11 protein-coding genes are annotated in these 13,682 nt (G+C 37.6%); 4 read left to right on the top strand and 7 right to left on the bottom strand.

What is annotated here, in order from left to right:
- Positions 1–228: 228 nt before the first annotated feature.
- A complete protein-coding gene (locus ACIQYS_RS15075; protein ID WP_402981705.1) occupies positions 229–1,275 on the bottom strand; it encodes an NAD(P)/FAD-dependent oxidoreductase in 1,047 nt (348 codons plus the stop codon).
- Between the two features lie 117 nt (positions 1,276–1,392).
- On the opposite strand from ACIQYS_RS15075, the gene ACIQYS_RS15070 reads away from it, so the two are divergent.
- The 4 genes from ACIQYS_RS15070 to ACIQYS_RS15055 all read left to right on the top strand — a co-directional run bounded on the left by ACIQYS_RS15070 (position 1,393) and on the right by ACIQYS_RS15055 (position 5,176).
- Positions 1,393–2,184 carry an ABC transporter ATP-binding protein gene (locus tag ACIQYS_RS15070; RefSeq protein WP_402981702.1) on the top strand — a complete coding sequence of 264 codons (792 nt, stop codon included), beginning with the start codon at positions 1,393–1,395 and terminating at the stop codon, positions 2,182–2,184.
- A 5-nt stretch (positions 2,185–2,189) separates the two neighbouring features.
- Positions 2,190–3,110, top strand: a complete 921-nt coding sequence (locus ACIQYS_RS15065; protein ID WP_402981699.1) for an iron-hydroxamate ABC transporter substrate-binding protein — start codon at positions 2,190–2,192, stop codon at positions 3,108–3,110.
- Positions 3,111–3,173: 63 nt separating this feature from the next.
- A complete protein-coding gene (locus tag ACIQYS_RS15060; protein ID WP_402981696.1) occupies positions 3,174–4,172 on the top strand; it encodes a FecCD family ABC transporter permease in 999 nt (332 codons plus the stop codon).
- Positions 4,169–5,176 (top strand): FecCD family ABC transporter permease, encoded by a 1,008-nt coding sequence (locus ACIQYS_RS15055; RefSeq protein WP_402981693.1) that lies wholly within the window; start codon positions 4,169–4,171, stop codon positions 5,174–5,176. The genes ACIQYS_RS15060 and ACIQYS_RS15055 overlap by 4 nt, the downstream gene beginning before the upstream one ends.
- Positions 5,177–5,214: 38 nt before the next feature.
- On the opposite strand, the gene ACIQYS_RS15050 is transcribed toward ACIQYS_RS15055, so the two are convergent.
- From ACIQYS_RS15050 to ACIQYS_RS15025, 6 genes are all read right to left on the bottom strand, one after another.
- Entirely contained in the window at positions 5,215–6,741 is a 1,527-nt protein-coding gene (locus tag ACIQYS_RS15050) for a methyl-accepting chemotaxis protein (protein WP_402981690.1), read from the bottom strand.
- 154 nt (positions 6,742–6,895) lie between these two features.
- The gene (locus ACIQYS_RS15045) at positions 6,896–7,633 is read right to left on the bottom strand and encodes a glycerophosphodiester phosphodiesterase (RefSeq protein ID WP_402981687.1); all 738 of its coding nucleotides are present in this window, start codon (positions 7,631–7,633) and stop codon (positions 6,896–6,898) included.
- A gap of 552 nt (positions 7,634–8,185) precedes the next feature.
- A complete protein-coding gene (locus ACIQYS_RS15040) occupies positions 8,186–9,040 on the bottom strand; it encodes a GNAT family N-acetyltransferase (protein ID WP_402981684.1) in 855 nt (284 codons plus the stop codon).
- 10 nt (positions 9,041–9,050) lie between these two features.
- On the bottom strand, positions 9,051–10,871 hold the full coding sequence (locus tag ACIQYS_RS15035; protein WP_402981839.1) for an ABC transporter ATP-binding protein: 1,821 nt from the start codon (positions 10,869–10,871) through the stop codon (positions 9,051–9,053).
- On the bottom strand, positions 10,855–12,591 hold the full coding sequence (locus ACIQYS_RS15030; protein WP_402981681.1) for an ABC transporter ATP-binding protein: 1,737 nt from the start codon (positions 12,589–12,591) through the stop codon (positions 10,855–10,857). Before ACIQYS_RS15030 ends, ACIQYS_RS15035 begins: the two co-directional genes overlap by 17 nt.
- 95 nt (positions 12,592–12,686) lie before the next feature.
- A complete protein-coding gene (locus tag ACIQYS_RS15025; protein ID WP_402981678.1) occupies positions 12,687–13,607 on the bottom strand; it encodes a DMT family transporter in 921 nt (306 codons plus the stop codon).
- Positions 13,608–13,682: the final 75 nt, after the last annotated feature.

Here is a 13,682-nt window from a genome sequence, read left to right as displayed (position 1 = left end):
CGGCGACTCCAACGGGATGAGTGAGACAGATGAGCCATCACATCGTACGCGTAGCGTCGGTGATGGCTCATCGCTCACCCCGCGGAAAGCGTTCGCTCTGTAGCGGAAATCCAAGCCGTAACTTCCTTATGACGCACTGATCCTAAAACGCAATATCTCTTATTTATTCACCCATTAATGGTTGCTCCCTTGTAGATTATTTTACATGGGAGCAACCTTTTCTCTTTATTACCTATATATTAGCTGCTTGATCAACTGTTTATTTTTTTCTTTAAACACATCATTATGCGAAGAGACCATCGCCATTTTATGCGCATCTGGTTGTAGGAATTGTTTCGCTTTGTTTACTGCATTTGCTGCATCATGAAATGTACCTGCTATTAGATGCAATTTTCCGGGATGTGCTAAAATATCACCTGCTGCATAAATACCTTCCACAGACGATTCGCTCATACTTGTGCCGTCCACATAGAAGTCCTCTACCATCGCAATATTCACTTCACTATTTTTCAGAAGCTCGGCTTCCCTTTCGTATCCATGATTAATAACCACTTCATCTATTTCTAAAAAAGTTATTTCTCCAGTTTCATGGTTTGTTAGAGCTACCTTTTCAACTACATCATGACTTTTAGAGGCGATTAGCTTGGATATGGAAGTATTAAAAAAACATGTAGCTGAGCTTGATAATAATTGGCTAACCTGTGCTTCATGTCCATTCAAACCATCTTTTCGATATGTCACATAAACTTTCTTAGCGATAGGCTCTAATTCATTTGCCCAATCCACTGCTGAATTTCCTCCTCCAGAAATAACAACAGTTTTATCTTTAAATCGTTGAATAGACTTTACGGTGTAATGTAAATTGCTTACTTCGAATCGCTCTGCACCTTCGATATCTAACTTCAAAGGATTTAGGATTCCCCCACCTACCGCTAAAATAATTGTTTTAGAATAATGCATTTGACCCGAAGCTGACTTTAAACAAAAAATACGTTGTTCGTTTTGTGTGATAGACTCCACTTTCTCATTTAACACAACTTCTGGATCAAAAGTAAGACCTTGTTGTACTAATTGTTCAATTAATCGTTCTCCAGAAATTGGCGTTTGCCCACCTACATCCCAAATCATTTTCTCAGGATAAACATGTATTTTCCCACCTAAATGAGGTTGAAACTCGATAATCTTTGTTTTCAATTCCCGTAACCCACTATAGAACGCAGAATACAATCCAGCTGGTCCACCGCCAATAATCGTTACATCAAATATATCATTCATTTTTTAGTCTCCTAAAATTTATTGTTGACATTATGCTTTTATTTAAATATAGTTGCTTATATGATAATGATAATCGTTATCATTGATAAATGCAATATTAAGTTTGGAGGTTTCGGCATGGTCCGTCTTTACACAGATGATTTATCTATTGGCTACGGCGAGCGTTTAATTGTGAAAGAGCTGTCTGTACAAATTCCAGATCAACAAATTACAACGATTATTGGACCTAACGGCTGTGGAAAGTCTACCCTTTTAAAAGCTATTACACGAATCATCTCTCACCAGTCTGGCTCGATTGTGTTAGATGGAAAAAGTGTTACAAAAGAAAACACGAAACAACTCGCAAAAAAAATGGCCATTTTACCACAGACACCAGAAAGTGCCGCGGGTCTCACAGTCGGAGAACTTGTTTCCTATGGTAGATTTCCTTATCAAACTGGTTTTGGGCGACTCACGACAAAAGACTACGAAGTGATTGACTGGGCGCTTCAAGTTACCGGAACGCATGAATTCAAATACTATCCAGTAGATGCACTCTCTGGAGGGCAACGCCAGCGCGTTTGGATTGCAATGGCGCTAGCCCAAGAAACGGAAATCATTTTTTTAGATGAGCCTACTACCTATTTAGATATGGCCCATCAATTGGAAGTGCTAGAACTTCTGCAAAAACTTAACCAAGAAGAAAAACGCACAATAGTAATGGTATTACATGATCTCAATCAAGCAGCGCGCTTTGCAGACAACATTATAGCCTTAAAAGCTGGTCAAATTGTGAAAGCTGGTAGTTGCGAGAGAGTAATTACAAAAGATGTACTACGGGATGTGTTCCAAATAGATGCGGAGATTGGATTGGACCCAAGAACAAATAAACCTATGTGTATTACATACAACTTACTTAAAGGAGAATAACCATCATGAAAAAGTTCTTATTACCAATATTATTTTTATTTGTGCTAGCTTTAGGTGCTTGTAATAACGAGTCCAGCGCTAAAAAAGCGAATGATGAAAAAGACGAACCGACAACTATTACATATCAATCAGAAGAAGGCCCAATTGAAGTACCCGCTGACCCACAACGTGTAGTTGTTGTATCCGGTTATGCAGGTAACGTTGCTGCTCTTGGTGTTAATTTAGTTGGAGTAGATTCGTGGTCAAAACAAAACCCGCTATATGATAACTTTTTAAAAGATGTGGAAGAAGTGTCTGAAGAAAACATAGAGAAGATTGTCGAGCTAGATCCAGATTTAATTATTGGATTTTCTACAGCACAAAATTTAGACAAGTTAAAAGAAATTGCACCTACAGTAACGTTTACTTACGGTAAGGTAGATTATTTAACACAACATTTGGAAATCGGTAAATTACTAAATAAAGAAAAAGAAGCGCAAGATTGGATTAATGATTTTGAAAAACGTACGAAAACTGCTGGAGAAGAAATTAAAGCTGCTATAGGCGAAGATGCTACTGTATCAGTAATTGAAAACTTTAATAAACAACTATATGTCTATGGCAATAACTGGGGTCGAGGGACAGAAGTCCTTTATCAAGCAATGGGATTAAAAATGCCTAAAAAAGTAGAAGAAATGGCTTTAGCGCCTGGTTATTATGCATTGTCTTTAGAAGTGCTTCCTGAATTTGCAGGAGACTATGTAATCTTTAGTAAATCGGCTGATACAGATAACTCATTCCAAGAGACAGATACTTATAAAAATATTCCTGCTGTAAAAAATAATCGTGTTTTTGAAGCGAAAATGGAAGAATTTTATAATAATGATCCAATTGCATTAGATAATCAATTAGAATTCTTCAATGAACACTTTTTAAACGGGAAATAATGATCGAGGAGGAATTCGGAATCTTGGATTCCTCCCTTCTTTATGATAGAAAGGATACGAAAGATGAAATTTTCTATTCGTTTTAGTATAAAATTCATAATCGGATTATCTTTACTGTTTGCTATGTTTATCGTTGCGATGGGTTTTGGGGCTGCAGAGACATCCTTTCAAGATGTCTGGAATGCTATGTTTTCTAACTTGAAAAGTGATCAGATAAATATACTTCGAGAAATTCGTTTTCCTAGAGAGGTTGGAGCTGTCGTTGTAGGAGCTGCACTTGCTGTTTCAGGAGCTATTATGCAAGGTATAACAAGAAATCCCCTTGCTGACCCAGGGCTACTAGGACTTACCGCTGGAGCGAATGCAGCCCTAGCAGTAACTCTAGCAGTTCTTCCTGCTACAAACTATTTAGGAATCACCATTGCTTGCTTTATTGGGGCTGCAGCAGGGGCCATTTTAGTATTTAGTATTGGTACTCTAAAAAAAGGTGGGTTTTCTCCTTTACGGATTGTACTTGCAGGGGCTGCAGTTTCTGCGTTTTTATTTGCAATCGCAGAAGGAGTAGGGATCTATTTTAAAATTTCAAAAGACGTCACCATGTGGACTGCTGGAGGTCTCATTGGGACAAATTGGATGCAATTGAACATTATTATTCCTTTTGTTAGTGTTGGTATTTTAGTAGCGCTATTACTTTCCCGACAATTAACTATTTTGAGTTTAAATGAAGAAGTGGCTGTAGGATTAGGTCAGAAAACCGGTCAAGTAAAAACAATTCTATTTATTGTTATTATCTTACTTGCTGGTGCTTCTGTGGCTCTTGTTGGGAATATGGCATTTGTGGGCTTAATGGTTCCTCATATTGTTCGAGCTATTGTGGGAACTGATTATCGTGCTATCCTCCCTATGTCAATCATAGTTGGAGCTATTCTTATGCTAGTTGCCGATACGCTCGGAAGAACGATTAACATTCCTTATGAGACACCGGTTGCAGCAATTATTGCGATCATGGGACTGCCTTTCTTTCTACTCGTTGTTCGTAAAGGAGGAGGTGCATTCCAATGATACAAAAGGAACTCATCAAAAAACAAAGAATAATCGTTATAATATTAACTTTCCTTATTTTAGCTACCGTTATTATTAGTGCTGGAATTGGATACTCTTCCTTATCGTTTGATCGCTTATTGCCTACTCTATTTGGGTATGGCACATTCAAAGAAGAGTTTGTACTCTTTTCCGTTCGTTTACCACGAATAGTTATTACTCTACTTGCTGGAATAGCATTAGCTTTATCTGGAACGATTTTACAAGGTATTACACGTAATGATTTGGCTGATCCAGGTATTATCGGTATAAATTCGGGTGCCGGGGTAGCAATTTCTTTGTTTTTCTTATTCTTTCCTATTCAACCAGGATCATTTGTATATATCCTTCCTTTTGTGGCATTTATCGGCGCTGTTATTACGGCATTTTTCATCTACATATTGTCCTACAATCGAAAAGTAGGTTTACAGCCGGTTCGTTTAGTTCTTGTTGGTATAGGGGTTTCCATGGCTTTATCTGGCTTGATGATTGTCATAATCTCTTCAGCAGAACGTCAAAAAGTTGATTTTATCGCCAAGTGGTTAGCGGGGAATATTTGGGGGGCTGACTGGCCATTTATTTTAGCGTTACTTCCGTGGCTAATTGTTCTCATTCCATTCATATTTTATAAAGCCAATAAGTTAAATTTACTCGGTTTAAGTGAACCAGTTGCTGTTGGTGTTGGAGTATCTATTGAAAAAGAACGAATTGTTCTCTTGCTTGCTGCAGTTGCACTAGCTGCTTCTGCAGTTTCTGTTACAGGGGGGATTGCATTTATCGGATTGATGGCCCCACATATTGCAAAATCTTTAGTAGGCCCAAGACATCAATTATTTATACCTGTTGCTATTTTAATCGGTGGGTGGCTTTTACTTTTTGCGGATACAATCGGCCGAAACGTTGTTGAACCAAACGGACTTCCCGCTGGAGTAATGGTTGCTTTAATAGGCGGTCCTTATTTTATGTATTTATTGTTGAAGAAATAAAAGGAGGATGCCCCAAGCTGTAGGGCATCCTCTTTTTGTTATTCTATTTCTATCTCCTTAGAGACTTTGCTCATGTTTTCTGAAAGATGTTGTAAAGAATCTGATAGGCTTACGAGCGACTCGAAAGAGGTTAATTGTTCTTCGGTAGCTACTGAAATTTGTTGAATATTTTCCTCGTTCCTTCTTAGTAATTGATGGATATGTTGAATACTTTTCGTTAATACTTGTGAAGACTCATCCACTTTTGAAATATATTGTGCGGAGTTGTTTAAATAGTTGGATGCATCAATTGTTTCTTCTGTTATTTTACGGAATGTTTCCTCTGATCTATCCATATAATCTCTACTAATATTTAATTCGTTCAATACGATGGCAATATCATTTAATATAGCCGCAGAATCCTTACTAATTTTCGATACAACTTGCTGAATTTCAGAAGATGTATTTTCAGATTGTGTAGCCAGTTTACTAACTTCACTAGCTACTACAGCGAATCCAGCCCCATATTCTCCAGCTCTCGCTGCTTCAATAGAAGCATTTAAAGCTAATAGCTTTGTTTGATCAGAAATACCGATAATGGACGTGGCATGTGTACTTATCTCGTCTACTTTTGACTGATAAACCTCTAACCGATCCGCTAAAACGTTAACCATCTGTTCTGTTTTCCCAAATTGAAACTGTGTCTTCCCAATTAATTCTTTGCCATTAATCGCATTTTCTGATACATACTGAGATTTATCTCTACTCTCTTCTGCAAGATGTCGGACCTGAGTCAAATTATGAGTCAGCGCTTCTATTTGTCTTTCGCTTTTTTCTGCATCTTGCACTTGCTCAATAATTGATTCACTTAACTTTTGGATGGATGATTGAATATTTTTCGTTCCTTCATTTGACTCACTAGAACCTGCCGCTAACTCTCCGGATGTGTTTTGCAAGTTTTGGATTGCTGAAGTTAATGTATGTATGATTGCTTTTTTACTATTATCATTGTTTTTCTCACGTTCCATTACTTTTTCTTTTTCTAAATTATTTTTTTGCAATATTAAAGCTATATTCGCACCACTTGTTAACAGTAAAAATAGGGCATGAATCAATAAAAGGGAAAATTTATAATCCGTCGTTCCGCATAGTAATTGGGGGAATAAAAAATACCCCAAAACATGTTGCATTGCAAAAATGACTGTACTTAAAACAACCTGCTTTATAGATCCGAAAAACGCAATCATTGCGATAACCATAAAAATAGAGAAATGATATTCTACAAGACCGTCTCCTCCAGCGATTATCGCAATCGACCCAAACGTAAGTGTTAATGTAATAAGCGTTGGCAATAATTTATGCTGTGCATTTTTTCTATACACAAATGCAGAAATGGCCCATAAAATAAATGGAATAATCATAAACACATACAAAAGGATCGTTATACCTTCTGTAACTGGCTGTACTCCTACTATAAATCGATAATCAGACAAAAATCCAACTAGCTGATGAAGAACAAATACAACGATCGATATTACAACGACTAAACCTGATAGTAATATCATTAGAAAGTTTCCTTTTAACATCCGTAATGCTCCCTTTATACTAATAATTATAAGCACAAAGCATTAGTGTTGATATATATATAAAAGTCGATGAGTCCTATCGATCATATAAACAACCATTACTTTGTACACTAATTATTCCCTACATCACTCAATTGCGCAATCATTAACTCTTTTAATTATTCGAAAATGATGTTCGATTAAAATAGTTATACATTTCTTGCGGGTAATCTGTAAAAATGGCATGTACCCCAACAGCTTGAAGTATATTAGCATAAAACTCCTCATTTACTGTAAAAACACGCAGCTGTTTTCCACTTGCAATGACCTCTTTCCCCATTTTCCGTAATGCGGTTGGAAAAAAGGCATGCAGTGCATCAGCTCCTACTACACTCGCATAATCTTGAGGAGCAACCATCACTTCCATAAATAAGATAGCCGTTTCAATATGTGGAGCTCGTTCTTTTACCAGTTGAATCATTTCATGGTTGAAAGAAGAAATAACGACCCTGCCTTCTAGTCGATACTCTTTCAACATTTCTAGCACTTTCCACTCCATCCCTTCATATGGAAAAACATCTGATTTCAATTCAATATTTATATGGTGATGTGTATCTTTAAAGACATATAACGCCTCTCTAAGAGTGGGTATTTTCTCACCTCGGAAGCTATTTGAAAACCACGCTCCGAAATCGTAATATTTAAGTTCGCCGAGCATTAAGTCTTTCACAAAACCTCGGCCATTCGACGTCCGGTCAATCGACTCGTCGTGAATGACAACCAGTTCCCCGTCTTTTGTCATATGCACGTCAAACTCTACACCGTGTATCGGCAATCGTGCGGCCGCTTTAAATGCAGCTATCGTATTTTCCGGATATGACCCTGAGCAACCTCTATGTGCATAAATTTTCATGAAAAAAGCCCCCTTTATAATAGATATGAAATTATAAACCTTTTTACTAAAGCATCGATCCAGCTTTGCGCAGGAGCACCACGATGTCTTGAACTTAGACTGAATTCCATTAACATAGGCACTTGCGCTTTTCTAGTTCATTATACTTTTTTCCAAATGGAAAACGCCATCTCTAACTGAGAGATGACGCATGTCTATTTACTTCCTCGGTGGAAGTGGAATGTATTTATGTCGCGGGGGTCTAGCTTTTTTCATAATGAACCATCGCAAGCTCGTATGTACTTTCTTTCTGATAGAACTAAATTGTAAAGTATTCAACCGGTTATTCGAAACTTTCATCGTCACATTGCGTTCATTCAAACCCAATAAGTATCTCTCCTTTTCGATTGAACGATCTCTTCACCATTCATCCTATAGAAAGTTTATGTAGGGAATATTGAAATTATGTTAGAAGATTGTAAAAAGTTGTCTCATTTCCGCTTGCATTCTACTTTCTTACCCTTCATGATTTGACTAGAATTATATTTCACAAAAAAGGTGATCCAAATAGGATCACCTTTTTCGATAGAAATGAGTATGTTGCGTCGTTTCGAAACCTGCTTTTTCATAAATGGATAATGCATGATCGTTCTCTGTCTCTACGTCTAAGTAAACATTCATTTTTCCAAGAAGATGGGCTTCATTTTTCGCCCATTTTAAAATAGCAGTAGCAATTCCTTTTCCTCGTGCACGCTCATGTACACCGAGTCCCGTGACCCATAAATTATCGGAATCATCCACCATCGTAACTGTGCCTACTACTTTATTTTCCATTGTAGCGACCATCAATTTTCGATTAGGTGTTTGCGTATTAAATGCTATAAAGTTTAGGATTTCTTCTACTGTATCGCCAAAAGAGCTGATGAGCACTTCGATCAACTCAGACTCCTCCGAACTGTATTGAATGATTTCTAAATCATTACTTGTTAGCATTGCCTCTGCCTTTGCCACCATAGTTCGTTCAGTAAAATCATGTACATAGTAAAAATTCCCCAACCATTCTCGTCCAACTTGTGATTCTTCTGGTACTAAAGCCAAATCGAATGTTGCTCCGCGAAGTACTAAGTTTCTCTCTAACTCTTTGATAAGTCCAGTTCCTATTCCCTGCTTACGCCTCACCGGCGAAACAACTGCACTCCACTCGTATTCTCCCGTCGCTAGTCGATCAATGGATGATAACACGCCAACTAATTTATCTGATTCATCGTCATACGCAAGTACACAAAAGCCTTTTAAATAGTAATTTGTTAACTCTTCAACGCTTATAAGCGTAGCATAATCTACTGTATCTTCTTGAAGTAATTCCTTTACCTCTTGCATCGTATCGGCATCTAGCGGTATCGATACAGTCATTATAGAAACATCCATAAAATCCTCCTTAAATCTTCGTATCCGTTAGCATATTATAATACCGTCCTTGTTTTTGTAGCAACTCTTCTTGCGGACCTGATTCTATCAGCTTTCCATTTTCCATTACAAATATTAGATCTGCTTTACGTACTGTATTCAAGCGGTGCGCAATGACGAAGCTCGTCCTGCCTGCCATTAACCGTTCAAGCGCTTCTTGTATTTTCAGTTCTGTAACCGTATCAATACTTGATGTAGCTTCGTCTAATAGTAAAATGGCTGGGTCTGCAACAAGTGCTCTCGCGATAGACAATAATTGCTTTTGTCCTTGGCTAATCTCTCCTCCGTCTGCCTTTAAAATCGTGTCATATCCATTTGGCAATTTCATAATAAACTCATGCGCATTTGCTTCTTTAGCAGCTTCCACTATCGCTTCGTCCGTTGCACTTAATTTACCGTACCGTATATTTTCTCTTACAGTCATTTCAAAGAGAAATGGATCTTGAAGAACAAATGCTGTTTGACTTCTTAATGTATGCCTTGGCAAACTATCCAGCGGAATACCATCTATTAAAATTTTCCCTTCGTTTATTTCATAAAATCTAGCAAGAAGCTGCATGATCGTCGTTTTCCCCGCACCAGTAGCACCTACTAAAGCAGCTGTCTTTCCAGCTTCTACACGGAAAGAGACATGCTCAATCGTCGGGCTTTGATCGTTTTTATCGTACCAAAAAGTAACGTCTTCAAACGTTACATTTCCTTTCAGTCTATAATCTTGATAATGATTTGCTACATCTATTTCTTTCGGTTCATCGATAATTGCAAATACACGCTCTGCACCTGCAATGGCAGATAACACAGTATTAAACTGGTTAGCTAAATCATTCAGCGGTCGGGTAAACTGACGGGCATATTCGGTAAAAATGACAATTTCTCCAATGGATATATATCCATAAAACGCAAGTATTCCTCCAGCTGCTGCTACAAGTGTAAAGCTCATATTATTTAAAAAGTTCATCACTTTTGGGATAAACCCTGAATAAGTAAGTGCCCAAAAACCAGTTCTTTTTAAACGCTCACTTTTCACTGCAAATTCCTCTAACATGCGGTTTTCTTGGGAAAATGCTTTGACGATTCGTTGACCGGAAACAGTCTCCTCAATCATTCCATTTAGTTCTCCAAGTGCTTTTTGTTGTTCTTTAAATAATTTCGATGTGCGTCTCGTTATCCAACGCATTGCAAAAAACATAAAAGGCACAATCACTAATGTAATAACGGTCATTAATGGACTTAATAGAAGCATGACAACCGTTGTTCCTACTAAAGTTAAAATACTTGAAAATACTTGTATAAAAGAAGAATTCAACGTTTGACTGACGTTTTCAATATCATTCGTCACCCGACTCATCAATTCTCCGTGTTGACGTTTATCAAAAAATGATACAGGTAGCTTTTGTAAATGATCAAACAATCCAGTTCTTAGTCTATAAATTGTTTGCTGAGCGATCCCAATCATCCAATAACTTTGTAAATACATCGTGACAGATAGAAACACATAGACAATAATTAATAATCCTATTATATTCACAAGTCCCGCAAAAATACTTTTAGCAATATATTCATCGATTATAACACCGATTAAATACGGTCCAAATAAAGCTAATGCAGAACTAGCTACTACAAGTAATAGTACAACGATCAATAAAAAACGCTGCTCATCTACAAGCTTCCATATACGACGTAGAACCCCTTGCCAATCAGATGGCTTCTCCACTTTTTTCTTATAATCTTTCTTCAAGTCTTCCTTAGTCACAATTGGTTCATATCCAAAAGGTTTACGAATGAAGTTCATCATGTCCGCCCCCCTCCTGTTGTGATTCCGCAATCTCTCTGTATAAAGAAGAACTTTCCATTAACTGTTCATGCGTTCCGTATGCCGAAACTTTTCCTTCTTCTAATAAAAGAATTTGATCTGCACCTTTTGCTGTTCTTATCTTTTGCGTAATGACAAGCATCGTTGCATTTTCTTTTTCTAAAGCTTCCCATAGGGCATTCTCAGTCGATACATCTAAAGCACTTGTACTATCATCCAATAATAGGATCTCTGGTTTTCGTACTAATGCACGCGCAATGGACAATCTTTGTTTTTGGCCGCCAGATAAATTGACTCCTTTTTGACCAACTCTCGTATCATATTGTTCTGGAAATTGTTCAATCGAATGATGAATTTGCGCTTGAATTGCTGCTTCTTTAAGACTTTCTCCCGAAGCGGTCGAGTCTCCCCATCCTAAGTTTTCTTCAATACTTCCTGTGAAAAGGATGGATTGTTGCGGAACAAGCCCAATTGTTTGTCTTAACTCTTTTAGTGGCCATTCTTTTACTTCTACCCCGTCAATCCATATTTCTCCTTCTGTCGCATCAAAAATGCGAGGTATCAAGTTTAACAGTGTCGATTTCCCGGAACCTGTAGCTCCCATAATCGCAAGCTTTGCTCCTGCTTTTACAGAAAATGAAACATCCTTTAGAACAGGTATATCGGTTGTAGGATAATGAAAAGAAACATGCTTAAACGCAATTTCTCCTATTTTAGGAACGGATTCTATAGGATCTTTACTTATTTCTTCAATTCCTTCATCGACTACTAAAACCTCTTCCATCCGTTCAGCGGATGCTTTCGCTCTAGAGAAAAATATGATGATGAAAGAAAACATGGAAAATGCGCCCGTCATACGCATCGCATAGTTAACGATTGCAACAAGATCCCCCATCTTTGTATCCCCTGTTTGTATTTCTTTTGCCCCAAACCAAAGAACGGCCATTAAGCTCACATTCATAACAAATAAGAGAACGGGTAAAATGAGCTCCATAATACGGAATGCTTTCACATTATCAAATTTTAATTCGTCTGCAACAGCTGCAAAGCGAGTTGATTCAAAGCTGCCGCGTAAATACGCTTTTATGAGGCGAACGGCTTGCAAATTTTCCTGCACTTTACGTGTCACGCTGTCAACACTTCTTTGAACTTTACCAAAAAGCATAAGTCCTTTTCTACTCATAATGAAAAGAAAAATGATTAAAACTGGCGCTCCCACAACTAAAAACATAGCTAAGTAAGCATGAACAAAAAAGGACAGAATAATGCTTCCAACAACTAATAATGGTGCTCGAAGCATTATTCGAAGGCCCATGAATATTAAGTTTTGCGTAATCGTCACATCATTCGTTAGCCGTGTTATTAAGCTTGAAGAAGGAAACGTTAAAAAAGTTGCCATCGTAAATGATTGTACTTTCTTAAATAGTGCCTGACGAATGTCATACCCATAACTTTGCACTACATGGGAAGCGATAAATGTATTAATGATTCCCGCTAATAAAGCAATAGCTGAAATCCCAAGCATAATAATTCCCAAAAAAATAATAGTCTGCTGGTCTCTTGCTAATATTCCATCATCAATAATAGTTGCGATTAACAATGGTTGCACAAGCTCTACAGAAAGTTCGACTAACATAAGTAGTAATGCAATCACAACAAGCCACCTATATGGTGATAAATAAGAAAAAATCGTCTTCACAATCAAAACACCCCTATATTCTTCGCCACTCGAATTATTTCTATATACAGTCTATTATGCCATAACACGTACACAACATATAGAAAAAGATGGCCTCAATTAGCCATCCTTTCTTTTCGTTTCCATTTAATTTCGCCAGCGATTGAAAGCCATGTGACAAACAAGATCATTACTACTATGCCGACATATTGCCAAGCTCCAAAAACTTGTCCTAACCAAATAACCGAAATTACCATAGCAGTTAATGGTTCCATACTGGACAGAATGCTAGTTTCTACTGGGGATATGTACTTCATACTTGTTAAAAAGAGTATAAATGCAATTGTTCCAACAAAAATAATGATAATGGTCATTAAGTTAATTGGGTAATTCGTGAACTCCCCCCATTCATCCGAACGCCAAATCTGAGAGATGACAGCTAGCACTACTCCTCCAATTAACATCCCCCAACCAACGACGATAAGCACTCCCCACTCTTTCATGAGACTTGCTGGGTACACCGTATAAATAGCAAACGCAACACCGATTGCTAATCCCCAAATTAGCGCTTCATTACTGATTAATAATTGATCCAATTTGGCGTTTGTTAGTAAAAAAAACAACCCGACGAGCGTTCCGATAATACCGATGATTTGATACTTAGGAGGAAACATCTTGCTCTTCCACGAAACAAATACCACGATATAAATAGGCCCCAAAAATTGCAGTAATGTTGCAATAGACGCATTACTCGCCTCAATTGCCGCAACAAATGTATATTGAACACCGAGCATCCCAAAAATACCAAAAATGATCAATTGCTTTAACCAACTCTTCTCTTTCCATATAGTAAAGATAGGCTTTCCTCTTATCCTTAAAAAGGTTAGTAGACATGCCCCCGCTACCGTTAAACGAACCGTCAGAAAAAATGGAACAGATAAGTTACTTTCTTTTAACACCCACTCCATCATCGGTCCGGAGGCTCCCCACAACATTGAACCAAAAATGATTAATACAATACCTTTCCATCGTCCCATTTTCACATTCCCTCTTCTCTCCCTATATATATATAACTATTACTTTATACCCTAATATTATTTTTCAATGAATAA

It is taken from the genome of Psychrobacillus sp. NPDC096426 (assembly GCF_044762745.1).
GTDB lineage: Bacteria > Bacillota > Bacilli > Bacillales_A > Planococcaceae > Psychrobacillus.
The sequence above is the reverse complement of the archived record's forward strand: the minus strand, read 5'-3'. Positions and strand labels throughout refer to the sequence as shown.

What these genes read in the sequence shown, in the direction of transcription:
- ACIQYS_RS15070 (WP_402981702.1), top strand. Translation starts at nt 1,393, where the DNA reads ATGGTCCGTCTTTACACAGATGATTTATCTATTGGCTACGGCGAGCGT.
- ACIQYS_RS15050 (WP_402981690.1), bottom strand. Translation starts at nt 6,741, where the DNA reads ATGTTAAAAGGAAACTTTCTAATGATATTACTATCAGGTTTAGTCGTT.
- ACIQYS_RS15075 (WP_402981705.1), bottom strand. Translation starts at nt 1,275, where the DNA reads ATGAATGATATATTTGATGTAACGATTATTGGCGGTGGACCAGCTGGA.
- ACIQYS_RS15065 (WP_402981699.1), top strand. Translation starts at nt 2,190, where the DNA reads ATGAAAAAGTTCTTATTACCAATATTATTTTTATTTGTGCTAGCTTTA.
- ACIQYS_RS15025 (WP_402981678.1), bottom strand. Translation starts at nt 13,607, where the DNA reads ATGGGACGATGGAAAGGTATTGTATTAATCATTTTTGGTTCAATGTTG.
- ACIQYS_RS15055 (WP_402981693.1), top strand. Translation starts at nt 4,169, where the DNA reads ATGATACAAAAGGAACTCATCAAAAAACAAAGAATAATCGTTATAATA.
- ACIQYS_RS15060 (WP_402981696.1), top strand. Translation starts at nt 3,174, where the DNA reads ATGAAATTTTCTATTCGTTTTAGTATAAAATTCATAATCGGATTATCT.
- ACIQYS_RS15040 (WP_402981684.1), bottom strand. Translation starts at nt 9,040, where the DNA reads ATGGATGTTTCTATAATGACTGTATCGATACCGCTAGATGCCGATACG.
- ACIQYS_RS15035 (WP_402981839.1), bottom strand. Translation starts at nt 10,871, where the DNA reads ATGAACTTCATTCGTAAACCTTTTGGATATGAACCAATTGTGACTAAG.
- ACIQYS_RS15045 (WP_402981687.1), bottom strand. Translation starts at nt 7,633, where the DNA reads ATGAAAATTTATGCACATAGAGGTTGCTCAGGGTCATATCCGGAAAAT.